20 protein-coding genes are annotated in these 26,098 nt (G+C 44.9%); 7 read left to right on the top strand and 13 right to left on the bottom strand.

The genetic code is table 11. From position 1 onward, the window contains the following. Window positions 1-10: 10 nt before the first annotated feature. Genes SNE25_RS12960 through SNE25_RS12950 form a run of 3 tightly spaced genes read right to left on the bottom strand, consistent with a single transcriptional unit; the run spans window position 11 to window position 3,069 of the window. Window positions 11-571: a helix-turn-helix domain-containing protein gene (locus SNE25_RS12960; RefSeq protein WP_321565524.1), complete on the bottom strand. Its 561-nt coding sequence runs from the start codon at window positions 569-571 to the stop codon at window positions 11-13. Window positions 572-607: 36 nt separating this feature from the next. Continuing rightward, the gene (locus SNE25_RS12955) at window positions 608-820 is read right to left on the bottom strand and encodes a heavy-metal-associated domain-containing protein (protein ID WP_321565523.1); all 213 of its coding nucleotides are present in this window, start codon (window positions 818-820) and stop codon (window positions 608-610) included. A gap of 17 nt (window positions 821-837) precedes the next feature. After that, window positions 838-3,069, bottom strand: a complete 2,232-nt coding sequence (locus SNE25_RS12950; protein ID WP_321565522.1) for a heavy metal translocating P-type ATPase — start codon at window positions 3,067-3,069, stop codon at window positions 838-840. A 152-nt stretch (window positions 3,070-3,221) separates the two neighbouring features. Here SNE25_RS12950 and SNE25_RS12945 point away from each other — a divergent pair, with 152 nt between their 5' ends. After that, entirely contained in the window at window positions 3,222-3,536 is a 315-nt protein-coding gene (locus SNE25_RS12945) for a hypothetical protein (RefSeq protein WP_321565521.1), read from the top strand. 220 nt (window positions 3,537-3,756) lie between these two features. Here SNE25_RS12945 and SNE25_RS12940 read toward each other — a convergent pair whose 3' ends face one another. From SNE25_RS12940 to SNE25_RS31875, 7 genes are all read right to left on the bottom strand, one after another. Next, on the bottom strand, window positions 3,757-3,909 hold the full coding sequence (locus tag SNE25_RS12940) for a hypothetical protein (protein WP_321565520.1): 153 nt from the start codon (window positions 3,907-3,909) through the stop codon (window positions 3,757-3,759). Between the two features lie 10 nt (window positions 3,910-3,919). Continuing rightward, window positions 3,920-4,345 (bottom strand): RNA polymerase sigma factor, encoded by a 426-nt coding sequence (locus SNE25_RS12935; protein ID WP_321565519.1) that lies wholly within the window; start codon window positions 4,343-4,345, stop codon window positions 3,920-3,922. 25 nt (window positions 4,346-4,370) lie between these two features. Next, a complete protein-coding gene (locus tag SNE25_RS12930) occupies window positions 4,371-6,398 on the bottom strand; it encodes a heavy metal translocating P-type ATPase (protein WP_321565518.1) in 2,028 nt (675 codons plus the stop codon). An 18-nt stretch (window positions 6,399-6,416) separates the two neighbouring features. Beyond that, window positions 6,417-6,593, bottom strand: coding sequence for a hypothetical protein (locus SNE25_RS12925; protein WP_321565517.1), 177 nt, complete (start codon window positions 6,591-6,593; stop codon window positions 6,417-6,419). Between the two features lie 99 nt (window positions 6,594-6,692). After that, window positions 6,693-7,868 carry an efflux RND transporter periplasmic adaptor subunit gene (locus SNE25_RS12920; protein WP_321565516.1) on the bottom strand — a complete coding sequence of 392 codons (1,176 nt, stop codon included), beginning with the start codon at window positions 7,866-7,868 and terminating at the stop codon, window positions 6,693-6,695. Between the two features lies 1 nt (window position 7,869). Further along, entirely contained in the window at window positions 7,870-12,246 is a 4,377-nt protein-coding gene (locus SNE25_RS12915; protein ID WP_321565515.1) for a CusA/CzcA family heavy metal efflux RND transporter, read from the bottom strand. Between the two features lie 75 nt (window positions 12,247-12,321). Beyond that, the gene (locus SNE25_RS31875) at window positions 12,322-12,636 is read right to left on the bottom strand and encodes a DUF6660 family protein (RefSeq protein WP_407667016.1); all 315 of its coding nucleotides are present in this window, start codon (window positions 12,634-12,636) and stop codon (window positions 12,322-12,324) included. Between the two features lie 499 nt (window positions 12,637-13,135). Here SNE25_RS31875 and SNE25_RS12905 point away from each other — a divergent pair, with 499 nt between their 5' ends. Together SNE25_RS12905 and SNE25_RS12900 are read left to right on the top strand one after the other, a co-directional pair. Then, complete coding sequence (locus SNE25_RS12905; RefSeq protein WP_321565513.1) at window positions 13,136-13,951, top strand: type IV toxin-antitoxin system AbiEi family antitoxin domain-containing protein; 816 nt, start codon at window positions 13,136-13,138, stop codon at window positions 13,949-13,951. Next, window positions 13,948-14,751 (top strand): nucleotidyl transferase AbiEii/AbiGii toxin family protein, encoded by an 804-nt coding sequence (locus SNE25_RS12900; RefSeq protein WP_321565512.1) that lies wholly within the window; start codon window positions 13,948-13,950, stop codon window positions 14,749-14,751. The genes SNE25_RS12905 and SNE25_RS12900 overlap by 4 nt, the downstream gene beginning before the upstream one ends. Before the next feature lie 102 nt (window positions 14,752-14,853). Here SNE25_RS12900 and SNE25_RS12895 read toward each other — a convergent pair whose 3' ends face one another. Beyond that, window positions 14,854-16,632, bottom strand: coding sequence for a hypothetical protein (locus tag SNE25_RS12895; protein WP_321565511.1), 1,779 nt, complete (start codon window positions 16,630-16,632; stop codon window positions 14,854-14,856). 8 nt (window positions 16,633-16,640) lie between these two features. Further along, window positions 16,641-18,359 carry a DUF262 domain-containing protein gene (locus SNE25_RS12890; RefSeq protein WP_321565510.1) on the bottom strand — a complete coding sequence of 573 codons (1,719 nt, stop codon included), beginning with the start codon at window positions 18,357-18,359 and terminating at the stop codon, window positions 16,641-16,643. Window positions 18,360-18,490: 131 nt separating this feature from the next. Here SNE25_RS12890 and SNE25_RS12885 point away from each other — a divergent pair, with 131 nt between their 5' ends. From SNE25_RS12885 to SNE25_RS12870, 4 genes are all read left to right on the top strand, one after another. Beyond that, the gene (locus SNE25_RS12885) at window positions 18,491-18,736 is read left to right on the top strand and encodes a hypothetical protein (RefSeq protein WP_321565509.1); all 246 of its coding nucleotides are present in this window, start codon (window positions 18,491-18,493) and stop codon (window positions 18,734-18,736) included. A gap of 123 nt (window positions 18,737-18,859) precedes the next feature. After that, the gene (locus SNE25_RS12880) at window positions 18,860-19,369 is read left to right on the top strand and encodes a hypothetical protein (protein WP_321565508.1); all 510 of its coding nucleotides are present in this window, start codon (window positions 18,860-18,862) and stop codon (window positions 19,367-19,369) included. A gap of 132 nt (window positions 19,370-19,501) precedes the next feature. Then, complete coding sequence (locus SNE25_RS12875; RefSeq protein WP_321565507.1) at window positions 19,502-20,419, top strand: DUF4238 domain-containing protein; 918 nt, start codon at window positions 19,502-19,504, stop codon at window positions 20,417-20,419. After that, window positions 20,416-23,133 carry a DUF4365 domain-containing protein gene (locus SNE25_RS12870; RefSeq protein WP_321565506.1) on the top strand — a complete coding sequence of 906 codons (2,718 nt, stop codon included), beginning with the start codon at window positions 20,416-20,418 and terminating at the stop codon, window positions 23,131-23,133. The genes SNE25_RS12875 and SNE25_RS12870 overlap by 4 nt, the downstream gene beginning before the upstream one ends. A 127-nt stretch (window positions 23,134-23,260) precedes the next feature. Here SNE25_RS12870 and SNE25_RS12865 read toward each other — a convergent pair whose 3' ends face one another. Continuing rightward, a complete protein-coding gene (locus SNE25_RS12865; RefSeq protein ID WP_321565505.1) occupies window positions 23,261-25,699 on the bottom strand; it encodes a hypothetical protein in 2,439 nt (812 codons plus the stop codon). Between the last annotated feature and the right edge of the window lie 399 nt (window positions 25,700-26,098).

The following is a 26,098-nucleotide window of genomic DNA, read 5'->3' as shown; positions in this document are numbered from 1 at the left end:
GAAAGCCCGGTTAAATTTTATCAATAGGCTTCCGCTGCTGTTCCGATGACCGGTACTGGCTGGGCGTTAGGCAGGTTATGCTTTTAAATTGGGTAGATAAATGGGCACTGCTGCTGTAACCCATCCGATAAGCAATTTCATTGAGGTTCAGTTCACCATAATCCAGCAACTCTTTTATTTTTTCTACTTTCTGCTCAATAATAAAACGCTCAATGGTCATGTCCTGCGAATTGGAAAACATCCGGCTCAGATACGTATAATCTTTTCCCAACCGGTTCGCGATCAGGTCGGAGTAAGAGGTTTTCTGCTCTGACTGGTCTGTGTGATGAACCAGTTCGATGACGATATTTTTGATCGCTTCCACGGTTTTGTCCGCCTCCTTGTTGATCAGCTCAAAGCCCGGAACTTTCAAGGCCGAAGTAATCAGCTGCAATTGTTCCTCATCGGGCTCAGGCATGATTTCAACATGCCCTAAAGAGATTTGCTTGACCCCGAATCCAAGGCTTTCCATTTGCTGACGGACGATCATCAGGCAGCGGTCGCAGACCATATTTTTAATGTGTAGTATCATGATTACTAAGTTACATTATATACAGGCATTCCGCCGTTATACTTTTTCAGCTTTATAACCCTTTTGCTTCAAGGTGTCGATGATCTGGCCTGCCGTTAAGTTCGCATCGGCCTTTACCGTTAATATTTTATCGGGGTTAGCAGTATCCACTTCCCAATGCTGAATGTCTTTAAGCCCGTCTAAAGCAGGTGTTACTGTAGCGATACAACCACCGCAATTGATATTGGTTTTGAATTTTAAAGTTTCCATGTTTATCGGATTATTAATTATAAATCAAGTTTTGAAAATTTGAGTCTTAAACTGTTGCTCACTACGGATACCGAACTTAAAGCCATTGCGGCCCCTGCGATCATCGGGTTGAGCAAAAAGCCGTTGAACGGATAAAGGATACCCGCAGCAATTGGAATACCGATCAGGTTATAAATAAATGCCCAGAACAGGTTTTGACGGATGGCCCGTACCGTTAATTTCGACAACCTTAACGCTTTGGGCACCTGCTGCAAGTCGGAAGATACCAGCGTGATCTTGGCTACGTCCATCGCAATATCAGAGCCTTTACCCATCGCAATACTGACATCGGCCTGTGCCAGCGCCTGGCTGTCATTGATACCATCGCCAATCATGGCCACAATTTTACCGCTTGCCTGTAAAGACCTGATAAAATCAGCTTTACCGGATGGCAGCGTATCGGCCTCGAAATGATCGATACCCGCCTGTTTTGCAATCGCTGCCGCGGTTTCCGCGTTATCGCCTGTGAGCATATATACTTCGATGCCTTGTTTCTTTAAAGCCTTAACCGCGCTGGCTGAGCCTGCTTTGATCTGATCTGCAATAGCGGCTATAGCAATTACCTGCCTGTCATCTGCAAAATAGATAACCGTTTTTGCCTGGTTTAAATAAGCAACTACTAGCTCTTTCAGGTCTTCAGGAATAGCGATATTTTTTTCGTCAATGAGTTTATGGCTTCCGACCATATATAGCCGACCTTCAAATACTGCTTCTACACCTTTGCCCGTAAGGCTATTAAAGGACGAAATTTTTGCAGGTTTTATGTCAGGTGATTTTAAGTAAGTTACTATGGCGTCCGCCAGGGGATGTTCCGATTGTTGTTCCATCGCGCAAAAGACGGCTTGCAGTTTATATTGGTTGTCTTTAACATGGCTTGCCCACACCAAGTTAGCAACGATTGGTTTTCCTTCGGTTATCGTTCCGGTTTTATCCAGTACCACAGCATTTACCCGGTGGCCTAATTCCAGTGCCTCTGCATCTTTAATCAGGATGCCGTTTTCTGCACCTTTGCCAATACCCACCATAATGGCGGTTGGTGTAGCCAGGCCCAGCGCGCAGGGGCAAGCAATGACCAGAACAGTAACCAAAGCCAGCAAACCTTGTGTAAAAGCGTGCTGTCCGCCAAATACCAGCCAGCCCCCCAGGCTTAATAAAGCGATCAAAATAACGATAGGCACGAAGACACCCGCGATCTTGTCTACCAGTTTTTGCACCGGCGCTTTGGAGCCTTGTGCGTCCTGTACCAGTTGGATGATCTGTGCCAGCAAGGTGTTTCCGCCCACTTTTTCGGCCGTAAAGCGAAAGCTTCCTTTTTGATTCAAGGTTCCGGCGAAAACTTTTGCCCCCGTTGTTTTCTCCACGGCAACGGGTTCACCGCTGATCATGCTTTCATCTACATAGGAATGGCCCTCGTAAACCTCGCCATCTACCGGGATTTTTTCTCCCGGACGGACCTGTAACCTGTCCCCGGCCTGCACATCGGCTATCGCCGTTTCTATTTCTCCTTGCGGGGTGATCCGGACAACCGTTTTCGGTTGCAGGCCGATCAGTTTTTTGATGGCGGAAGACGTATTAGATTTTGCCCGTTCCTCCAGCAGCTTACCCAACAGGATAAAAACCACGATCACAGAAGCCGCTTCATAATACACATGCGGCTGTAAACCCTGCTTCAGCCAGAATTGCGGATCAATGGTATTGAAGGCGCTGAACAGGAAGGCAATGCCGGTACTTAGGGCTACCAGCGTATCCATATTGGCCTTACCATGTCTGGCTTGCTTAAAAGCACCCGCAAAAAAACTTTGCCCGGCGATAAATAATACCGGCGCGGTCAATGCCAACATGATATAGTTGGCGTAGGGCACATGCATAAATACCATCCCGATCAAAACTACCGGGATAGTTAAAACTGCCGCCGAGGTGATTTTTCTCTTTAATGCCTGATATTGATTTTGCTGCGCTGCTTCCTGTCTGGCTTTCCCGTTTTCGGTGTCAACGATCAGGTCATAACCAATGGATTGTACGGCTTGCTGCAGGTTAACTGGCTGAACTACATCCGGATGAAAAGCCACCTTAACCAATTGTGAGGCATAATTGATCTCGGCTTTCTCGACGCCTTTTTGTGCGCCTAGGATGGATTCTACACTGACCGCGCAGGAAGCACAGCTCATGCCGGTAACCGGGAAAGTCAATATTTGTATGTTGGGTTGCATTTTGCTTCTTTTTATCATACAAATTTACCAACACGCCGGGCTCATGGCCTTACAGGATTCCGTCAAATTTTTACAGGATTTTGATATGAGGGAACTGTATAAATAAAACGTAAACAGGAAACTATTTAAGGGAAAAAACGTTATATTTATATATGAAAGCTATAGCTGTTTTCCTGGCAGCAGGTGTGCTGTTTCTTTCCTCTTTTTCAGGGCTCTATCAGCCCGTAAGGGGAAACTGCTGTTCCGGAATGACGCATCAGGGTGCCTGCGGCCATGGCACAGAAGATTGCTGCAATAAAGGAATATGCGGAATGATGTCATCCTGCAGCACTTGTGGCTTTTTGATCGTTCAGCCGACTCTTGTTCTGCCCAAGATCAGTTATGTCAAACAAATACCGGTTGCTCCCTACGTAATGGGCGATTCCTTGTATCATTCCGATTCCGGCTGGCATCCCCCGCAAGTTTGATTATTGATCCGTATTTGTCGGTCAATTCGTTGGCCCTATTATTAATCAAATATTAAAACTTAGGAATCATGAGACGCTATATTTTCATCACTATAGTGATGTTGTTTTCCATTACTTCTTTTACTTTCACTTCAGCTAATACCCGTAATACCCCATGCTGTAACAGCAAAATGAACCATTGTTCCAAATGTGCAAAGGGTTGCAGTAAACCCTGCATGGATTATTGCAGCAAAACCTGTAAAGAATCAGGCGGATGTACAAGTACCTGTAAATAAGAATTGCCTGTCATACAATAAAGCCGGTTAAACCCGGCTTTATTGTATGTTATCTGGCCGGTTTCATCATCTGAAGCAGCCATGCCAACAGCAATCATGGTAAGGCATTTATGATAATTTGCTGATACCCGTTTTAAACAAGCTCCTTACCTCTTCAACGGGAATCGATATAATTTGTGCGATATCTGCAAAATCAAACTGCTCCTGCTCCTTCAAAACTATAATTAACGATTGTTCAATGGACAACCCTTTTAAAGGTGCTTCTGTTTTTAGTGCCAGGTAGTTCGTCACAGCTAAGTGATATAAGGAATTTTTTACAGAACTGCCAGGTTCGTCACCAGCCGGTACTCTCCAAAGTTGAATAAAGACATCCTGCAATAATTCATCTGCATCATTATGCCCTAAACCCATTCCCCGCAGAAAATAATAGATATGCTGACCGTACTTATTCAATATACCTTTAAAACCCTGATCCCGTGTGGCCTTGTTTTGAAATAAGCTTAATAACGCTGTATCATCTGTTGCTGCTAACATCGTTTTACCTTTTTAAGTGCATGAACTATTCCAGTTTCATTTTTTGTATCCTGACCGCATTGAGGATCGCCAATAAGGCAACACCCACATCAGCAATAACGGCTTCCCATAAATTCGCTACCCCGCCTGCGCCAAGAAGCAGGACAATAACTTTCACCGTCATTGCGATAATGATATTCTGCCACACAATTCGTTTGGTAATCTTTCCGATCCTGATCGCAGCCGTAATTTTAGAAGGCTGGTCGTTTTGGATTACAATATCTGCGGTTTCAATGGTAGCATCGCTGCCTAATCCGCCCATAGCTATACCGGCATCAGCCAGCGCAACTACCGGCGCATCGTTTACGCCGTCACCTACAAAGGCAATGCGGCTGCCCGTGTTTTTGTATTCCTGTACTTTTTGCGCTTTCCCTTCAGGCAGCAGGTTACCGAACGCTTTATCTATACCTAATGTTTTCGCCATCTGATCCACTACGGCCTGCTTATCACCAGAAAGCATGACGGTTTGAATATTCAGACTGTGCATCCGGTCAATAGCTTGTTTAGCATCTTCTTTAATTTCGTCAGCTATCGTCAGGTACCCGGCAAATCTGTTGTTAACCGCGATCACGACCACGGTATCAACTAACTGATCTACTTCCTGCGGATAAGCGATATTGAATTTTTTAAGCAGTTTGGTATTCCCCGCCAAAACAGCTTTACCATCAACTGTGCCTTTTAATCCATGCCCAGATATTTCTTCGACATCTTTTGCTTTTAATCCGCCCAACGCATCTCCTGCGTATGCAACCACCGCTTTGGCAATTGGATGCGTAGAATTACTTTCAATAGTTGCGGCTATACTCACCAGTTCTTTTTTATCAATACCATCCGTTATTACTTCCTGTACATTAAAAACGCCTTTGGTCAATGTGCCCGTTTTATCCATGATAACCATATTGACGGTCGTCATCACATCTAAAAAATTAGAGCCTTTAAACAGGATGCCATTCCGGGACGCCAGCCCTATGCCGCCGAAATAACCCAACGGAATTGATACCACCAGGGCACAGGGGCAACTGATGACCAAAAACACCAATGCCCGATAAAACCACTGGTGAAAGTTATACGGATCGGTAAAAAAATAAGGCGCAAAACAAACGAGCAGGGCAAGAGCAAAGACAATAGGTGTATAGATCTTGGCAAAACGGCTGATAAAAAGCTGTGTTTGCGACTTCCGGGCAGTAGCATCTTGTACCATTTCCAGGATCTTGCTCAGTTTGCTGTCTTTAAACAATGATTTGACCTGAACCTCCGATACTTTATCCAGATTGATCATACCGGCCAATACCTTTTCGCCCTTTCTTTTGGTGTCCGGCTTGCTTTCTCCAGTCAATGCGGCGGTATTAAATGTAGCGGTATCTGAATACAGTTCCCCGTCAAGCGCGACCTTCTCGCCGGATTTTACCTGAATGATCTCGTTAATTTGGACCTCCTTCGGGTCAGTGACAGATGTTTGACCATTCCTGATAACGGTTACTTTATCCGGCCTGATGTCCAGCAGTGCCTTGATGCTTTTCTTCGCTTTGTTAACTGCCGCATCCTGGAACCATTCGCCAATGGAATAAAACACCATCACCGCTACACCTTCGCTGTATGACCCGATACTAAAAGCACCCAGTGTGGCGACGCTCATTAAAAAAAATTCGTTAAAAAAATCAAAATGTCTGGCTTTGCGCCAGGCCATACCTAATACGTTATATCCGGCCAGCAGGAATGCTGCTGAGAATATGATCAGATTGACCGGGAAAGCCGGCTGGTACTTAAATCCAAATTCCAGGGTCAGCATGACCAGCAATATGGCCAGCGCCGTAAGCAGCGGCCAATGGCTTTGCCAGCCTGCCTCTTCGGCAGGCTTATTCAGATCGAGGCTTTCCCCGTCGTCTTCCTCATCATCTTTTTTGGGTTCACGGTCGGCATCTTTTATAATATTAATATGAACGCGGTCTTCACCAGGGGCAGTATCTGCTCCAAGCAAATTTATAGCAGCCTGCCCGTTTGTTTCTTCTTTCATTTTGTGTTGATTAGTCGTTTATCCTTCTGAATCCAAAAACCAGAGTTCAGCCTCAGCAATAGCTTTTTTCAAAGCAAAGGCCGCCTCCAGTCCTTCATTATGATAGCCCGCTGCCAGCTCCAATGCCTTTACTTTTACTTCGGGCCGCAGATCTTTTAACTGCTCATCAAAAGCCTCAAATTTTTCTTCTTTCATAATTAACTCCTTCAAATTTAAGCAGGTAAGTCCTACCAACCGCTATGCGGTTGGATTGATCTGTTTTTTCAGTAATTGATGCTCCAATTCTTTCATAGCTTATTCTTCGTCGGTACTGCCAGCCGCTTTGGACTGTAAATAAAACGCCCCTTTGGTGGCTATCCGCACATCGGGCGGCAACTGGCTTAATGGTGTGATCTGAATATAGCCGAGCTCCGTTACACCGGTAGCAACTTCCGTTTTCGTGAAGATAGTTTTACCGTCTTTATTATGGGTAGTGGTCACAAAAATGTACTGCTTGCCTTCGGAACGGATCACTGCATCAACAGGTACAGCAGACGTTAGTTTGTTGCCGGTACTGATCAGCGCGGTGACATACATACCGGGGATCAGGTTTTGGTGCGCTTTATTATTGATAACCGCGTGAACGATCACCCCCTTGCTTTCATTCTCAAAGGATTTATTGACGCCGTTGATCACGCCCGTGATGACCTGGTTATCCTGGTTGGTTAACTGAAAGTTCACCTTTTGGCCGACCTTTACTGCCATCAGATCTTTCTCAAATACGGTCAGGTCGCAATGGATTTTGGAATTATCCACCACTTCCATAATGGATGTGCCCGGCTGCACAAAAGCGCCGGTATTCGCGGTAATGGTGCCAACTGTGCCGCTGATCGGCGACAGCACCGGGAACTGGCTAACGATATGGCCGTTAGTGATTCTGCCCGGCGAAATACCGAATTGCTGTAACTGGCTTTCATAAGCCGTAAGCTTGGAGCGTTCTGCATTATAGGTCGCCTCCGACGCCTGAAAAGATTTGCCGGTTCCGGCACCCGCCGCTTTCAATTGCGTCTGGCGGTCGTATTCGGCTTGCACATACGTGAAATTGTTTTTAGCCGCTAAATAATCCTGTTGCAGTTTCAGCAGATCCTGATTCCTGATGGTAGCTAATACCTGGCCTTTTCGCACCTGCTGGCCTTCCAATACATTGATGTTACCTATGATGCCGCCGGAGAGGATACTGACATCCGCTTTGTTCTGCGGCGGTACGGCTAACTGTCCGTTGGCTTTAACTACGGCATCCAAGTTCTTTTGCTCGATAGGGCCGGTTTCAATGCCGACCGACCTCATTTGTTCCGCGCTTAATTCCAGCGCGTTCTCTTTTTCTTTGTGTTCGGTTTTGCTGCTGTCTTTGTCTGTATCCTTAGTCTTTTCACCTGAACAGGAAGCCAGCAGTGTGCCTGCAAGTAATAAGGTGGTGATATATATTTTCATGTTATTCTCCTCTTAAAAATTGTAATTGAATAGCAGACTGGTTCAAATGGCTCACCGCTTCGATATAGGCTAATTTGATCTGAACAGCGGCTGAAACGTTTTGGATATATTCGACATAACCGATCTCGCCCAGGTTAAAAGAAACCTGTGCGATACGTAATTGCTCGTCTGCCTGTTTCAAGCCGCCTGCGGTATAATAATCTACTGCCTGCCGGTATTTTTGGTATTGCTGCATTTCCTGGTCGTATTGCAGGCGCACCTGGCTTTGGGCGTTTTGATAGTTGGTTTGCGCGATCTGTGCGGACAGCTTTTCGGCTTTCACCCTGGCGCGGTTCGCCCCGTTGAAGATCGGCAAGGCCACGCCCAACTGGATACCCGCAATGCGGGTACCGGGCGAATAGCCCCGGTCAATACCCGCCGGGTTAAAGCCGGAGATCACCAGTTGCTGGTTATAGCCAAGGGTCAGGTCCGGCATCCCTTTGGACTTTTCCACCGCAATGCGAGCGTTAGCCACTTCGATATTCTGCAGCTCGGCATTGACCTGCGCATTACGGCCGGTATTCAGCGAATCTACAGGTGCGGCCAACCATAAGGGCAGCCCGCTTTCCGCGACGACGATCGGTTCGCCCGTATTCAGCAGTTGTTTCAAGGCCAGTTCATTGCTTTTCAGATCAGCTTGCACACCGAGCTGCAAAGCCTGTACTTCCTGGTATTTGTTTTTGGCGCTGAATAGTTCGAGGTTAGAAGTTTCCCCGGTCTTTAACCTGACCTCGGCCCGTTTCACAAAACCGCTGTAAATGCTGTCCTGGTAATGCAAAATGCGCAGCGTTTCCCGGTTGAGCAAATACGCATAGTAAGCGTTGCGTACCTGGCGGGTGATCTCCGCTCGGGTCACCTGACCCGTTCTTTCAGCCAGTATAGTTTGCTGGTTAAGCAACTTGCGCTGATTCTTGTATAAGCCTGGCCAGGCAATGTTTTGCGTGACGCCGATGGCATTATCCATATTCCCGCCGCTCGTCGGGTCTTGCGTAAGCATTAACTCCGTTTTGGGGATATCCGTGCCTGACTTTTGTAAAGCGCGGCTTTGTTCAACCGATAATCCGGCAGAACGTAGCTGCAAATTATTGCGCAAAGCTTTGGCAATGGCACTGTCCAGCGTCAGCGGCGGGTTACTTTGCGCTTGTGATAGATTGGTTTGGAATAACAGCGCACCTCCAACTAATATAAACACCAATAAAGCTTTCGGTACTTTGACTTTAACCGTTTCCTTGCGGTTGAACAGGAGGTATAAACAAGGCAGCACAAACAGCGTTAGAAACGTTGCCGTTATTAATCCACCGATCACCACGGTTGCCAGTGGTTTCTGTACTTCCGCCCCGGCACTGGTTGACAAAGCCATCGGCAGAAAGCCCAACGAGGCAACCGAAGCGGTCATCAGCACGGGGCGCAACCGGGTTTTGGTGCCCTCCAGCACGCGGTCGTAGATATTGGCCATACCTTCCTCTTTCAGCTGGTTAAAGTAACCGATCAAAACGATGCCATTGAGCACGGCCACACCAAACAGGGCGATAAAGCCGACACCCGCTGAAATGCTGAAAGGCATCCCGCGCAACAGTAAAGCCGCTACGCCGCCCATCGACGCCAGCGGCACTGCGGTAAAGATCAGCAGGCTCTCCTTGACCGAACGGAAGGTCACATATAATAAGATCAGGATGAACAACAGCGCCGCCGGAACGGCGACAGACAAACGCGCTTTGGCTGCCTGTAAGTTCTGAAACTGCCCGCCATACGTTATATAATAGCCCGATGGCAGTTTAAAGCTGCTATTAAGTTTGGCCTGGATCTCTTTGACGGTGGTTTCTACGTCCCGGTCTTTCACGTTAAAGCCGACATAGATGCGGCGCTTGCCATCTTCGCGCGAAACCTGCGCCGGTGCATCCTTAAAGGCGATGTCTGCTACCTGGCTTAGAGGCACTTTGTTGCCTGAAGGCAGCGGTACCAATAGATTTTCTACACCGGATATGTTTTCCCGCAGGTCCCGGTTCAGCCGCACCACCATATCAAACCTTTTTTCGCCCTCGAATACCACGCCCGCCACACTACCGGCAAAAGCGGTTTTCAGGATCATATTGACATCGCTGATATTCAAGCCATATTGCGCCATTTTATCGCGGTTATAAGCTACCTGTATCTGCGGCAGGCCGCTCACTTTTTCGATATAAGGTTCGCTGACGCCTTTAACCGGCGCGATGAGTTTAGCAATTTTATTCGCTTGGGTGGCCAGAACATCCAGGTCATCGCCATAGATCTTGATGGCCACATCCTGCCGGATACCGGTCATCAGTTCATTAAAGCGCATTTGCATGGGCTGGGAGATCTCGACGTTGATGCCGGGAATGACCGCCAGTGCTTCCTCCATTTTTTCCGTCATTTCCTCGCGTGTTTTGGCGCTTTTCCATTCCTCCTTGGGTTTCATGGCCAGCATCATATCGCCTTTCTCCATCGGCATCGGGTCGGTCGGTATTTCCGAGCTGCCTATACGGGTCACCACCTGTTTGATCTCGGGGAATTGGTCTTTCAGCACCTTTTCGGCTTTACCAAAGGTTTTGACCACCTCGGTCAGCGAGGTACCCTGCATCATGGATATTTCAACAGTAAGGTCGCCTTCCTCCAGGGTAGGGATAAACTCGCCGCCCATTTTGCTGAATGCCCAGATGGCGATACCAAAGAAAACGAAGACAATAACCACCGTTAACACTTTGGCTCTTAGCACCACGATCAACGCCCGCTGATAGATCCGCTGCAGGAAGCCGATAATACGGTCTGAAATATTGGGTTTGTGCTGCGTCTTTTTACTGAGGAACAAAGCGCTGGCCATGGGTACATAGGTCAGTGATAGGATAAACGCGCCTAAGATCGCAAAAGCCACCGTTTCTGCCATCGGGCGAAACATTTTGCCTTCAATGCCAACCAGCGACAACAGGGGCAGGTAAACGATCAGGATAATGATCTGGCCGAATGCCGCTGATTTCATCAGTTTGCTGGCACTGTCGCGGACTTCCCCATCCATTTGTCCGGCACTGAGCTTTTCGACCCCTTGCTGACGGTAACTGCCGGTCGTGATATGATGCACCACGCTTTCCACGATAATTACCGCACCGTCCACGATCAGGCCGAAATCTATCGCGCCTAAGCTCATCAGGTTACCGGATACGCCAAACAGCCGCATCATGGAAAAGGCGAAGAGCATCGCTAAAGGGATCACCGAAGCGACCACTAAACCTGCCCGCAGGTTACCCAACAGCAAAACCAGGACAAATACGACGATAAGCGCACCTTCTAACAAGTTACGTTCCACTGTCCCGATAGCCCGGCCAACCAGTTCAGTCCGGTCAATAAAAGGCTCGATCACCACCCCTTCCGGCAGTGACTTTTGGATCTGTACCATCCGTTCTTTCACGTTCCGGATCACCTGGCTGAAGTTCTCGCCTTTCAGCATCAGGGTGACACCGGCCACCACTTCACCTTCACCGTTGCGGGTGACCGCGCCATAACGGGTGGCGCTGCCGAATTGTACGGTCGCAATATCCCTGATCAGGATCGGCGAGCCTTTACTGTTCTTTACGACGATCCGGCGGATGTCATCCAGGTTTTGGACTTGTCCCAAGCCGCGGATAAAATAAGCATTGCTTTGCTGCTCGATATAGGAGCCGCCGGTATTTTCGTTGTTCTTTTGCAGGGCTTCATAAACCTGCGGTATGGTGATGCCCAAGGAATTCAGCTTGTCATTGTCCAACGCGATCTCATATTGCTTGACGTAGCCGCCCCAGCCGCTGACCTCGGCGACCCCAACAGTGCCCGCTAACTGGGTGCGCACCAGCCAGTCCTGCAAGGTGCGCAGGTCGGTAGCACTGTATTTGTTTTCATAGCCTTTTTTGGTATGAAGCACATATTGATAGATCTCGCCCAAACCTGTGGTAATCGGGGCCAGTACAGGTTCGCCTAAGCCGGCCGGGATGCTGCTCTCTGCTTCTTTTAACTGGGCATTGACCTGTTGCCTGGCCCAATAGATGTCTACGTTGTCTTTAAAGACGATGGTGATCACAGAGATCCCGGAACGGGAAATGGAACGTTTTTCAATAATCCCGGCGATATTGGCCATGGATAGTTCGATGGGCGCAGTAATAAACTGCTCTACTTCCTGAGCGCCCAGGCTGGGCGCTTGTGTAATGATCTGTACCTGGTTATTGGTAATATCGGGCTGCGCATCGACCGGCAGGTTGTACGCGGAGTAAACGCCCACCAGTACTAAAACCAGTGTCATGATCCCGATAGTTACCTTGTTCCGGATAGAGAACGCGATAATTTTATCAAACATAATGGTAAAAATTAATACGAATACGGAAAAGCCATGCAAAGTTTATTGCAGGCGGAAACAGCTAAAAAAATCGCATTAACTTATTTGCGGCGGTTGCCAGATATTGATCGGCTGTTCCTGAACAGCGGGAATTGCAAACTCAGGATAATCACGGGTAACTGTTTTTGAAAATACAGTTATGTTTTGTTTTGTCGTAAGATGTCTTGCCGTGGAACAGCAGGAACAAGTGCAAAAAGGCGGGCAGGTTTCCTGGCCGCGCTCATCATTCGGCGCATGGCTTTTTTGAATGGTGACATGCATGACATTCGCGATCATATCTTCCCTGTCCTGGCAGGGCAGGACGGCCAGCAGGATAAAGTATACGCTGAATATGAAAGCGATGTATCTCATTCGATGGCAAAGATAGCTAATAATATAGCTATTGCAAACCGGCTTTAAGAGACCGGAAATCGTTGGCGAAATGGTAACGGCCTAACGCTGTATCTTCATGTTATAAACAGATCGGTATCATTTCCCCTGATGATTATCGGACTTCGCTGCCGTGCTTTACCAGCAGACAAGGCAACTTTAGAGAAGAAGCTGGACAAATGCTTGATCATAAGGGCAAATGAAGCTTAGCTGTCCAAAGAACAAATCAAACAGATAGATGAACAAATGGAGCAAAGGAAGAATCTAACTATTTGTAAAAAGTCAAATCTTGGCAAAAAAGGTAAAATTTGCCAAAGTTTGACCTTTGAATTTCTTCACATTTCGATGTTATATAGTAACATAATCAGGTTAAACCTGATTTAAACACTATGAAACGAATAATAATTTTGAAGTTTGAGTAATTTTCTTTTGTTTTGTAGTAAAAAAATCAGGCTCAACCTGATGTAAGAACTACAAAACGATGAAAATCATTTCCTACAGGTCTGGATTATTGCTTAAAAAGTTTATCGAAAAAGATAAGCAATGCTTTACTTTCGATGAAGCAATGACCGCTTTACAGCATGGGTCTGCTACCTCCGTAAGGGAGCTGCTTAGTGATATGACTAAACGCGGATTATTGATGCGGGTAAAGAAAGGTACGTATTATATTATTCCTTATGAACAGGATGCGGATCAGTTTATTCCAAACTGGCACTTACTGGCCTCGTGTCTCAGCGGGGATACGAGCCACTACATAGGTTATTATTCTGCCCTGCAAATTCACGGCCTGATCACCCAGCCTTCACTCCATGAAATGATCGTAGTAAACAAGCAAATAAGGCCATCAACCATGAAGGTTAAAAATGTGGATTTTCAGTTCATTTATCATAACCAGAAACATTTTTTCGGGGCTAAGAAAACCTGGATCGATTCTTATCATAAAGTTTTATGTTCGGACCTCGAAAAAACATTTATAGACTGCCTGTTCAAACTGGAATACAGCGGTGGTATCGTGGAGATCGCCAAGGCGTTACACGCAGCTCAAAACAAACTGGATTATAAAAAGCTGCTCAAATACTGTATACAGTTCGATTCACAGGCGGTATTGAAACGTCTGGGCTATATTCATGACATATTGGATATTCAAAATCCCATACGCGAAGAACTGCTAAAGATTAAAACCAGCTCGGTAGTTTCCTTAGATACTGAACTTCCCAATGAAGGCAAATATTCAGGCACCTGGAGTATAAAGGAAAATCTGGATGCTGAAACTATTAAAGGAGCAATACTGACATGATAAAACCGGCTGAAATACATAAACGGGCTTTTAAATATGGCGTCCGTGATACGCAGATTGAAAAGGATTATATTCTAACTTGGATACTATACGGGATTGCCGGTCACGAGCGGCTATCAAAAATATTGGTATTTAAAGGCGGTACCGTGCTGAAAAAAGTTTACTTTCCGGAATACCGGTTTTCGGAAGATCTTGACTTCACTTTACTGAATGACGACCTAACGAATGAGCAGTTGTTCAGCGACTTTGAGGAAGCTTTTGATTTCATCGCCGAAGAAGCGAACATCACCCTTCAACTTGGAGCGGACGCAGAACACGAAAGCGGCAGCATCAATTTTTATATTGTTTACACCGGCCCTTTGGGAGGCAGCATAGGCAGCAAGCAGGTCAAGGTCGATATCACCAGGAAAGAAATATTGGAATTTGAACCCGTGGAAAAACCGGTGTTTATCGATTATTCGGATGGTGACGATTTCTCTATACTTTGTTATCCTCTGGAGGAAGTGGTCATCGAAAAGATGTGCGCATTAATGGGCAGAACACAGCCCAGGGACTTATATGACCTTTGGTATCTCTTTGAATATGAAAAGCTGGATATCAAAGCCGTCTGGCAGGAATTTGAGCGAAAAGCCAAAAATAAGGGCCACGATCCGGCTAATTTTGTAGCAAAAGTTCAATCTAAACTCAATTCCTTTAAAGGGCGCTGGAATAGTTCCTTGGCAAACCAGATCAAAGACCTGCCGGATTTCGATACCGTAGTCAGGGAACTCAATAAACACTTCCGGAAAATAAATATCTGATCTATATCCAATGGGAAAACCTGCTTTTTTGCAATAACGACGTTAATTATTTGCTGCGGTTAATAAAACTTTAAATTAAGATTTGCCGGATAGAATTAGGTGTTATTTCGCATTGGCAATAAAGAGGGGTGCAATCTGGTGCATTTTTGGCGTATGTTCATTTTCCTTCTCTTGTTTAATCAACTCGTTAAGTTTGGCAGCTGCAGTAGCAGGAAAACTGGGTAAATAAGTTTTATAAGCTTTTAAAAACGCATACATATCCATGATCTGTTTAACCTGTTCCTGAAAATGCCAGCTATATTCTGTCAGTACAGCCTTTATTTCCGGTAGCTGCTCTTTCACTTCTTTAGATTTCATGCCCGCCAGGTCAATCTGTTTTTCTGTCCAGCCGGTATTAAAATAGACGGTCTCAAAGAATTTAGTCGTTAGCTCATTTAGGGTTGTTAATACCTGATCGGCAAAGTATTCCAGTGTACCCGAATCTTTCAGTGTGTTTTTTTCAAAGTCGTCCCAACGCATCATCAACTCATTAAGTTCCATGTTTTTTGGATGGCTTTTTTGCCTTGCCCGCAGTTCTTTTAAGATTTCAAAAAGATCGTTAAATGCACCGAGGCTGGAAATTGAATCTACGAGGTCGCCATTCAGCATATTGGTTAATTTGACCTGATTGTCTTTCAATTCCAGGAAAACCCGCAGGATATAGTGCAGGTCATAGATCAGGTCATAAGCGATGATCTTAAAATCCCAGTCTCCAATACTGCCAGAATGAAGAAAACGGTTCCTGATCCGCGGAAGTATATACTCAAAGTAATCAAAGACCCTTTCATGATATTCGTAATAGGGCCGCACCGCAAGTACTTTATTTGAAAGGGAACTCAATGGCTTTTCGGGATTGATAATGGCAGTCATATCAGAAAATACGCCTTCAACCTGTGTTAAGGCCAAAGCAGTAAAACCGTACCAGCGTCTTGCTTTAAACAACAAACGTAATTCTTTAAATACAGGCAGGCGTTCGGCAACTTTCGGATTCCGGGGAATGTAAAAATTAAATATCTGTTCAAACAGGTAAGGTATCGGAAAAAGCTTTTGCAGTTCGCTGTAAAAGGTTGTTTTTTTGCCGATTTGGTATAGTTTTTCCAAAGCCGGGATTTTTCGGATAACAACTTCGTCCAGCCGGTGCCGACATGTGTTTATTTTTTTATAGTCAAAATATTCCAGGTGATATGGCTGGCTCCAACGGTAAGGCCTGTCGCGGAAACCATCAAACATCATTAATGAGTTCGAAAGCCGGTCACTTTGTTCAGTGGCTTTGAAAAGCGCACGATATTCCAGATCACTCGTCAGGTATTTAACGATCCGGTCGCGCTCCGCCAGGCAGCGCTCATAAAAGTCCAGCCGGATTTTCCCCTCATGCTGACTTCTTCTTTCTCCGGTTTCCAGGTAGGTTTTGATGACCGGCTCTGCCTCATAGCGTTCAATAAGCGCCATAACTTCTTTTAGGTCAGCACGGACTAAGGCATCCAGTTCATCAAATACCCGCCCCGGAAGTTTATTAAACCCCAATATCTCTTTAAAGTAATGTTGAATAGGGTCATAAGGCGGCCCCTCTCTTTCAAATTCAGGATCGATTTTCCCCTTAATATAATAGGTGGTCTTGGTAAGAATGGTAACACAGGCTTTTTCAATTGCTGGAACATCGCCCCGGGGAATCGGCTTTCGAAAATTAAATTGCTTTAGCGTATAATAAACAATATTGGTAATGTTATATCCTAATAGCTGACTGATAGGGACATGTTTAAAAACATTTTCCCTGATTTTTCGAATACTCCCATAAAGGCCATCCAGTTCCGACAGCTTGATTTTATCAGTTGCCTGCTCCATTCCATTGTTTAATTTAACACAGGTTCTCCGATATTGATGCTGTCAAAATCCCATTTTTTTACCGCAAAACCATCTACAATGCGAACATGTCTACGATCAATGGCGGCCATATCCCACTTAAAAGGCGTCGAAGGATCAACAAAAGTTTTTATCTCCGCCTGCTGTTTTAATAAGGGGTTGTCGTTATATGATTCTACTTTATCTGAAAAGGGATCGTTTCCAATAGAGGCATTATGTGATGGCGAGATCAGCATCAGGTTGCCCAGGCAATTCAAATATTCGTCTAAAAATGGCTGCTCATATTTGCGGTCTGCATTGGTATCGTAACCGCTCTCTATCGCATCGCCGTTGGTAGGTGTCTGCGGCGAAATATGTTCAATTTGCTCATCTGTTATCTTGACGCTGCCAATATGATAACCTCGGTTCTGAATGGAGTTTTCGTATTTCCACAGCAGATAAGATAAAACGCGGCTGTTATACATATAGCCGTCAAGATACTGCTTGATTCTGAAATCACCCCAGTACCAGGCATCGTTAAATTTATTTTTAAAGTTCATCCTCAATTTTTCCAGGTCGCCTTTAAACGCACCCAAAATCTCATTGAGCCTGCTGATGAGGTCCGCCCGTGAATTGATCAGCCGGTAGCGGAAAACAACAATTTCAAGTATGTGGTAAAGTTGATTAAGCGATTCTTCATCGCTACCCAGGTATTTATACCCCTTGATAACAAACGGATAAACAAACCCTGGTATCGTTAGCTTACGGAGATCTTTCAGATAGGATAGGTTTGATCGCTCCATCTTTTTGATATTGGTAAACGAGGTATGCAGTTCATTGATAAAGTCTTTGATCCATTTGATCTTGTCTTTTGAGGCAAGCAGTACTTCCTTGATGTCTTCAATCTTACGATAGCTGTAACCCTTTACATAGGCCTGGCAATGGTAGTTTAGCACATTATCCTCGGTTAAGGTGTTCAGGTCATTAATGATCAGGTAGATCATTTTGAAAACGTTGGAAACATATTCAATATTGATGTTGGTCTCTTCCTCGGGACTGTAAACATACATCTGGTACATAAAATAAGATTTTAACCTTTCCATGTTCGTCAGGTCCTTGCCCCGGTTATTTTGAAGCTCAAACATCAATGCAGAATCCTTTTTATTCTGCAATTCTATTGCTGTGATATCCGTTCTTTCCAGTTTATCAAAAAGTTTCAACAAGGTATCAGTCGGCAGTTTGACCAGTTCTTTTATAAAATGGCCTTTTGCCTTTTTTATCCTTACCTGTGATGGTGTGGCTGGTTCGAAGCCGCTTTTACCATCAATAATTACTGCATCAAAACAGGCCCTGTCATACTCAACAGGCCGCAGTTTGATATTTCCACCTGCCTTTAAATAAATGTAAGCCTTTATTTGAAGATCAATATCAACTTCCTCCGTCTTTTGACGGCTTGCCAAAACGCTGATCATGGCCCTGAAAAAGATCATTAAAGTGGTTAACCGCTGCTGCCCGTCGATCACTTCATATTCCACATCTTTAATTATTGTCTCCAATAGAATATTGCCCAGGAAATAATTATTGCCGCCCTGGATTTGCTCCTTTAAGTCGTTCAGAAAAACATCAAGCTGTTCTGTTTCCCATGAATAAGCGCGCTGGTAAACCGGGATAATAAAATGCCTTTGCGTGCTGTCAAATAGCCCCGAAACAGTTGTAGATTTAAAATACATAATGGATAAAGTTATTACGGTCGTTGATAAGGAGTAAATATAACATTTCCATCTTTATTCGCTTATTTCGTTATTGTCGGGCATTGCCTTCGGCCCGCGCTGTCCGCTATATCTTTTTTTCCTAAAAAAGGATGCCACTGCCATCGCTAATGCGGCCATACCTGCGGTCAGGTCTGCTTTTACCGACCAAACCGCAGGCCGCGCAGCAAACGCCAGCCCGCCGGTTAGCCACCCGCGACCCAAATCGGTCCGTATCGCTGCGCTTTACCAGCCGATTTTACGCGCCCACCGGCTGGCTGGCCTTTGCTTTTTTTTCCTTCATAAACGGTGGCTTTATTTTTCGTTTAATAGGCTTTCCAACCATTTCAGTTTCTTAACCGCAAAGGTAAAGCCCCCTGCGCCGCCGTCAAGGGTTTATGAAACCCAGCGCAGGCCGGGCCCTTGACAACTGCGCACCGTGCTTTTATAACCCTTGCATTAAAAAACTAAAATGTAATGTTATGGAAAGCCTGGTATTAAATCTTCAATCAAAAAATCAAATCACCGCATACATAAAGGAAAATCACATGGTCCATTATGAAAGCGAAATCTTTCAGGAAATGATCGCTGCCATTCAGGCGAAAGATCAACAGCAATTAGATTGGTTCCGCAGTTTCGGCGACTCATTTAGGGCGATCACCATGAATGTTCATGCTTACCGCATGGGGTTACAATTCGGTTTTATGGAGATTGCCTTTGATAGGTACGGCTGGTTTCAACGCCCCGCATTTTTAGATCAGGAAGAACTGACTTTTGGTGATACCTGCCGCTACGGTAATTACAGCAACATCAAATTAGGGAAAGGTTCAAATGGTGTCTGGACATACGCCATATCCTACAGCTACGGAGTAGCAGGTGGCGGCTATGGGCTGTCTGTTTATGGTAAACAATTCAAAAATCGCATGGATGCCCTTGCAGTTGCACTAAGCGACTTAAAAGCAAAAATGGTTTCTAGGATAGGCAGTACTTGACACTACGAATGATAAACAGCCTGTTATCCTGGCAACTTTGCGTGATATAGATAAGGCATTGGTAGGAATGGTACAGCTTAGCCTGTTCTGACAGGCAGCTTTAAAATATTGACTAAAATTATAATTACCTTTATGATTTACACGTTCGCCATGCCTTTATCTAACCGTCATCATTATATTCCCCAATTCATACTTAAAGGCTTTGCCAATAGTGATGGAAAGCTGGCCGTTTATGACCGCAAAACAAAACGGCTTTGGAAAAACCCGGCAAGCACTAAGCAGGTATTCTTTGAATACGGCCGGAACACCTTCGACATTAAAGGCAATACGACGGACTTCATTGAGGGCCTTTATCAGTATGTGGATGATAATTTCGCCACCGTTTATCAAAGGCTCACTTCCGGCGATGGTTTTCGGAACCCCTCGACGGAAGATATGATACAGTTGGGTATGTTCACCGGACTATTGTATTGGCGCGTCCCCAATACCGATGCGGAAAATGCCGAATATGTGAAATCCAGTGATCTTGAAAAATTAAGGATAAAGATCTGCGATAAAAGCACCGGGGCAGCAGCGCCAGCTGATGTCAGTCAACAGATCAAAAATGAGCCCGCATTTATAGAAGCGTACCGAATGGGACGCCCGTTAATGGATATGCTACGGGCAGCCGAGAAGTTCGACCCCGGTAGTTGGCACATCAGTCAGTCGGCAAACGGTCAGGGCAAATCATTGATCGGCGATAACCCGCTGATTTTATTAAATGGCGGTTTAGGTAATATTTTCAAGGAACATCTGATCATGCCTTTAAGCAGTAACCATAGTGTGCAACATTTGCCTGGTTCGCGTCTTAACCAGATACAGCCAAAAATGATGATTACTATTGACCTGCTGACCTTTTTACAGGCGGAATTATATGTGTGCGGGAATGATCCGGGATATCTGATGGCTATCGCATCAATGGCAGCTCCTTTAGAGGAAAAGCCTCATCTAGTCGCAGTCATCCAGGCAAAGCTTTTTGCCGAACTATTAAATGATAACAATATTTCATGAAAAGCAAAAAAGGTACCCCCTCGGCAGAGGAATATAAAAAGAAAGAAGCCCAAAGAACCGGGAACAGGATTTTTGGCGAGATGATTTCGGAGATCAGCCGCAGCAATCCTGATCTGTATTGGCGGTTCCGCCCCGGCGAAGACCAGGACGATAAGGGGATAGATTATGAGCACGAATTAGAAGACCGCCCGACTGGTGATTCATTGCTTATATTTAAGACACAGAATAAGGGTACTGACAATAAAGTAAAAAGGTTGGTAAGCACCGCAAATAAAGGCTTCATTAGTTTTCCGATACAGGTACGCCATGTTTGGTATTACCGCAGGCAGATCAACATCGGCTTGTTATTGATCGTTGTCGAAAATAACTCCAAATCAATTTTTTGGCATTCGGTTCAACTGGACGATGGATTGGACGACCTGGCAGCAGCTGCTGAAAAGGAAGGGAAAAAATCCATCACGCTTTATATTGATCCCTGTAACCAATTGACGGTAACCAACTTTGCCCGCTTTATGTCCGACCTCAAATCGTCGACGCAGGTTCAGCAATACCGCCATCAGCAGTTCTTGCGCCACCCGGTCTTAGATAGCGGCCAGCCCGTGATTGACCGCAGCAAGCACTTACTGGACCAGGTATATGACTTAATTCAGATCTTATTTAAGGAAGTGAGGTTTTACCCGGTTGATCTGCTGATTAAAAACTACCCCCTGAAAAAACAGGCTACTTATTTTTGCTATTATCATACTTTTAACCTCGAAACTGACCATGAAGAATTAGTCGAACTATTCCAGGCTGGCGATGTAGCAGAAGATGGTACGGTAATATTCAATGATCCTGCTAAAGTCTCCGGCGTAACCGATGCCGCCATTAAATTCCAGACGGTTTATGAGCAGTTATTCGGGAATTACATTTACGTCATCCGCACGCGAAGGAAAGAGGTAGCGTTAAAGGCCACACATTCAAAAGTTTGCGATTGCTGTATGTGCCGTTACCGCCGCTTTGACATATCCGGTGCAATCGCAGCATTAAAAGAACCGGCATCCAATGTCCGGGAAAAGCTGAAAATGGGCTACCTCAGCTATCAGTTGCGCAACATGCTCGATGCTGCAAAATTCTTTCTGGACGCTTACGAGGATGCCTTAAAAGAGAAATCAGGTATTTCGGCCGTTATCTGCGTGTTCAACCTGATGAAGCTTAAGAAATTTATAAAAGAACATTATTGGGAAGGTAATGAACACACCGACATACTGGAAAAGATCAAAAAACTCGACCTTAAACAAACGGTCGAACGTTTTAAAAATCCGGAAAATCAAGCTTTACTAAATTGGATAACTGAAAATAAATTCTTCACCAATGCAGCGGAAGAAGGTCTGAACGTAGCGCACAAGATCAGGAACCATTATTATAGTCAACTGTCAGGGGGCAGGCAAAGCAACCAGCAAGCGAGGGACATGATCAGCATATACGCGGAACTGGATACCTTTCTGTTTGGAAACTATATCATTTACGACGAGTTTCTGGAATTTGAGGATGTTACGATCCTGTTTGTTGATGCCATGTATCTTTCCTATGCGATGAATTCGGAACAGCCGGGAAGGCTCATTCATTTCAATGATTGGTTGATTCATCGCCTCTTATTTAACGCCAAACCCGAAACGCTCAGGGAGCGATTCTCCTTTTACCACCTGAAAGAAATCGACTATCAGCAATTGGACGGTTCCACTTCATTCGTTCAAATGCTCGGCAATTTATTCACGCTAAACCAACAGCTACCAGCGGATTTTAAGAATTACTCTGACGGACGTATCCAGGACTTCACGCGTAAATACCATCGCTACCAGAATAATGCGCTGGTCTTGGCTGCTCAACTGAAATTATCAGATGCCGACGTCAATCAAATCATGAAGTGGGTAATCGAGTTCCTTGACGGGGACCAGCACTTAGGTTTCGACGGAATAACTGCTTTGCAATACTTAATAGACCGAAAATCCGCACAGATTGAAGCCGCTTTCTTCTCGAAATTACTGGAAATGACGGTCACTATACCGGATCTAAGATCAGAAGACCTCATCTATTTGCTTACAGGTTGTATAGAAAAGTTCAATGTGCGGTTTACACTGCCAAAGCCTCTATTTAAGCAATTATATGCGGACACATTCCAACCGGAAGATCAACAGCGGCAAAGCAGGGAGAATGTAATCACCTACTATTATAAATTTCTGAGTACGACAGAACAACGCAAAGTAAAGGCTGCCATCGAAAAGTCATTGCAAAAACAATTTGTAATACAGGATTATTATATGGCAGCAATTATGGACATCCTGCCTTTTGCAGGTGACTTTTATGAGCAGTTTAAGCAGCTTGCCGTTCCTAAATTTCCCGATCCTCGTGTGAGTGGGCTATTCGGACAAAATCAAAACCGTTCCACCTATACCGATATGTTCATCAATTTGTGTTTCAAAAAAGGATTCGACCTTTCCAATGGTGAATTTGATGTGCTTAGGGGAGCAAACAATTATTATGACTGGCTTACCAACCTTTCGGGCTTCAATTACGAGCTTTTTGAACCCGCCTGGTTAAAGGTTTACCGTACTAAGTATTATTTCGAACAGTTTAAAAAACAAAGAATGATCAGGTTAAAGTTGGCGGCCTATCTTAAAACGAATTACGATATAAGTCTCGAGCGTATATTTTTCACATTATATGATGAATAGTTTTCTTTCTCAGCTAACGCTGATTTTCCTGGCTGAAAAAAAATTTCATTTTTAATCCGTGTACTTTTCGTGTATACAACTTATTTTAAATCAAGGGTGGCCGGTCTGCGCAGCTATTTTGATTTTTTTATTTTGTTGCGCCGGCTTTGATGGAAGCCTTTTCCTTCAGGCCGAGGATGATGTTTTGGATCATGCCACGCCTGAAAATACCTTCCCGCCATTTTCTGTCTTTTATTTCCCACCAGTTTTCAATCGTCAGGTGGCGTGCGACCGAAAATTCGCACAACGAACCAAGCAGGTCATTATATCGGTTATAGGGCTTCAGCTGCTGATCATAAGCGGCTAGCTGGTCAAAATCTTCCGACAATACTTCGCTGCCGGTTAGGATCAACACCGGGTTAACCGGGCGTTCACCGTAGCCCTGCTGGAAATATTTTGCGAGTCCGGCGATCAGGACGCGTTCTTCCTCGTCCAGCTCATTATTCAGGGTGGCAAATACAAGTACCGAGTTTGGGAATTGCTGGCCCAAAAGCTTCATACGTTCCGCATCTTTTTCTGTAAAGCGCTTGTAGGTTTTACATTCGCAAAACAACAGATCGGAGGAGCGGTCATCATCATATTTGTTTCGCAACAAAAGGGCAAGGTCAACCTCTTTGGCAGGCGCTGGCTCATTTTTCCGGCCAAGTTCAAAACCAAACAGAGACGACAACTTTCCGCTGGTGTCTGCAAATTCCCGGTGAAAAAATCCCAGCGTGGCAAAAACTGCCATGACTCCGTCAGCTTTGTTAGTGCGGGTGAATGGCCCGATACCCCTGTATGCCCACGCAATGGAATTGGGTTCGGCCATTGGAAGCGGGAATTCGTTTCGGCAAATCGGACAAGTGATTTCTTCCCGTATATGTACCGGCAAGTAGAAACCGTGCTGCTCACAAACAGCGCATTGAACGATACCGCCCATTTCCACGATACGGTGTTCCAGCAGGCGTTCAATAAATTCTTTTATTTCTTCTTTCTTCTTCAAGCCAAGTTGCTGTTTGATTTCAGCAACCAATTGCGGATACGTAATTTCCCTGCCCCCCTCAAACAATTCAATGATCTTTAACGGCCCGGTTTGTAATAAGAACTTGCCGTAAGTTAAGCCGCCTATATTTTTCAGCACTTCCTTTGCGAGTTTGCTGTTAGCCGTTTCCTTTAACTGGAAACCCTTATTAGCAAAATAAAACCTGAAAAATGGTAATGATTCAGGAAGAGAGATATGGATTTTATCGTCGGCATCTCGTATTAACCTATGAATACCGGCGTTGGATAGCCGCCAGGTTCGGAAGTCCAAGGCACCTGTAAGATTCCTTAACTGTCGGGTGGTGATACCGTCCAATACTTCCGCAAAGCTACTTTGCTCATCATAAGCAGACAGCTCAAAAATAATTTTGTAAGCAGATTCCCTGTACAGATTGCGTTTTGACGTAAAGGGGACTTCCAAAGGTTGAAATTCAATGCGCCCTTCGTTAGGTTCGTAATGCTTATAATCTGTTTCGAAAAATGGGATATGGCTTTTGATCATGTCCGCATCCTGTATCCTGTAAGTGGACCAGTATCTTGGGAACAAGCTCTGGTAGACGTACATTACTTTTTTACCAATTTCATTTGTATCCGGAGTCACATGCCCCCATGCCGTGTCAACGGCCTCCCTGGTCAACCCAAAGCCGATTAAAAGGGTAACCATCGCGTGGTCGCCATTGTGCTGCCGGGCTTGCCATTCTGTGTATGCCTGAACCATTGTTTTTAAGACCGGCAATTCGGTTCGCCCGATAGGAAGCGGCAAAACCTGCCAGCCCGCAGCACGTAAATTCCAAAAGTTCTGAATATCCTGAAGACGGTTCGGCCGCAGAATATAAATGGCTGAGCCTCTTTTATAGTGTTTATTGACCCACGAACTTAGACGGTAATTGTTCAGCTGAATGATATCAATGTTTAACTTTTTGCGGTACTCATCAAGTACCTCCCAGAAAACTTCGGGTTCCTCCAATACATCGGAATCATTGAAGATCTTTTTCATTTCGGAGCGGACGAACTCTGGCAGTTCACCCATGAAAGTCCGAAGCAGCAGCTCATTTTCCGGAAAAATGGGCAGGGACAGAACAAGATCATCGTGTCGAACAAACTTGAACTCTTTCTCTTTCAAATAAGCACCAATCTCCAGGAATGATATTGCCTGCTCGAATCGATTATTATCCAGCTCGGATAAATAAGATTCTATGCTGATACATTTTCTTTCACCAGCAATCGCGCTTACCGCCGCTTCGGTAATATCTTCATCGTATATAATGGTATCAGGATCAAAATTCTCAATCGTATTTCTGTAATAGTCCAGTGTAGGGAGGTCAATCTGAAATTCGTACCGATATGCAGGCGGCAACTCTCCATAGTAAGAAAAAACAGGTGCATTCACGCCACCCCACACAGAAAAAGCTATCTGTACCGCTCGTTGAAACCGATCCTGCCTTTCTGGTTGAATCAGGAAAAAATATCTGATTGGCGTAGCCTTTTGATTAATACCCGCGTACATATTTAACCTTTTTTGAACATCCCTAAAATTAATGAAAAATTGTGCATTCGAAAGATTTAAGGGAGGTCAATGCTCAAAACGGTCGCCGCTTTTATAGGTGGTTTCTTCAATAAAATACCTTATGTTCGGGAATTAATTCGTATATTTGGGTGTTAATGCCTCTAAGCAGCATTAAATTGAACTAAAACATTCGGTATACTTCGCGGTATACAACTAAAATTTGACTTTGCAAGTCACTGATAATAAGAGCTTTATCTCTACTGGTTCGAGTCCCAGCGGGATCACGAAAAATGAAGATAATGCCTTGTAAGTCAAATACTTACAAGGCATTTTTCTTTACAGGTACAACATAGGTAAAACAGGGCCTGCAAAGCAAATACTGGATCAAGGGGAATAATT

It is taken from the genome of Mucilaginibacter sabulilitoris (genome assembly GCF_034262375.1).
Classification (GTDB): Bacteria; Bacteroidota; Bacteroidia; order Sphingobacteriales; family Sphingobacteriaceae; genus Mucilaginibacter; species Mucilaginibacter sabulilitoris.
Note: the sequence above shows the minus strand (reverse complement) of the source record. Positions and strands in the feature narration are given on the sequence as shown.

Bases quoted from the DNA above. Each gene is read 5' to 3' on its own strand.
- SNE25_RS12960 (WP_321565524.1), bottom strand. From the start codon at position 571: ATGATACTACACATTAAAAATATGGTCTGCGACCGCTGCCTGATGATC.
- SNE25_RS12955 (WP_321565523.1), bottom strand. From the start codon at position 820: ATGGAAACTTTAAAATTCAAAACCAATATCAATTGCGGTGGTTGTATC.
- SNE25_RS12950 (WP_321565522.1), bottom strand. From the start codon at position 3,069: ATGCAACCCAACATACAAATATTGACTTTCCCGGTTACCGGCATGAGC.
- SNE25_RS12945 (WP_321565521.1), top strand. From the start codon at position 3,222: ATGAAAGCTATAGCTGTTTTCCTGGCAGCAGGTGTGCTGTTTCTTTCC.
- SNE25_RS12940 (WP_321565520.1), bottom strand. From the start codon at position 3,909: ATGATTGCTGTTGGCATGGCTGCTTCAGATGATGAAACCGGCCAGATA.
- SNE25_RS12935 (WP_321565519.1), bottom strand. From the start codon at position 4,345: ATGTTAGCAGCAACAGATGATACAGCGTTATTAAGCTTATTTCAAAAC.
- SNE25_RS12930 (WP_321565518.1), bottom strand. From the start codon at position 6,398: ATGAAAGAAGAAACAAACGGGCAGGCTGCTATAAATTTGCTTGGAGCA.
- SNE25_RS12925 (WP_321565517.1), bottom strand. From the start codon at position 6,593: ATGAAAGAAGAAAAATTTGAGGCTTTTGATGAGCAGTTAAAAGATCTG.
- SNE25_RS12920 (WP_321565516.1), bottom strand. From the start codon at position 7,868: ATGAAAATATATATCACCACCTTATTACTTGCAGGCACACTGCTGGCT.
- SNE25_RS12915 (WP_321565515.1), bottom strand. From the start codon at position 12,246: ATGTTTGATAAAATTATCGCGTTCTCTATCCGGAACAAGGTAACTATC.
- SNE25_RS31875 (WP_407667016.1), bottom strand. From the start codon at position 12,636: ATGAGATACATCGCTTTCATATTCAGCGTATACTTTATCCTGCTGGCC.
- SNE25_RS12905 (WP_321565513.1), top strand. From the start codon at position 13,136: ATGAAAATCATTTCCTACAGGTCTGGATTATTGCTTAAAAAGTTTATC.
- SNE25_RS12900 (WP_321565512.1), top strand. From the start codon at position 13,948: ATGATAAAACCGGCTGAAATACATAAACGGGCTTTTAAATATGGCGTC.
- SNE25_RS12895 (WP_321565511.1), bottom strand. From the start codon at position 16,632: ATGGAGCAGGCAACTGATAAAATCAAGCTGTCGGAACTGGATGGCCTT.
- SNE25_RS12890 (WP_321565510.1), bottom strand. From the start codon at position 18,359: ATGTATTTTAAATCTACAACTGTTTCGGGGCTATTTGACAGCACGCAA.
- SNE25_RS12885 (WP_321565509.1), top strand. From the start codon at position 18,491: ATGCCACTGCCATCGCTAATGCGGCCATACCTGCGGTCAGGTCTGCTT.
- SNE25_RS12880 (WP_321565508.1), top strand. From the start codon at position 18,860: ATGGAAAGCCTGGTATTAAATCTTCAATCAAAAAATCAAATCACCGCA.
- SNE25_RS12875 (WP_321565507.1), top strand. From the start codon at position 19,502: ATGATTTACACGTTCGCCATGCCTTTATCTAACCGTCATCATTATATT.
- SNE25_RS12870 (WP_321565506.1), top strand. From the start codon at position 20,416: ATGAAAAGCAAAAAAGGTACCCCCTCGGCAGAGGAATATAAAAAGAAA.
- SNE25_RS12865 (WP_321565505.1), bottom strand. From the start codon at position 25,699: ATGTACGCGGGTATTAATCAAAAGGCTACGCCAATCAGATATTTTTTC.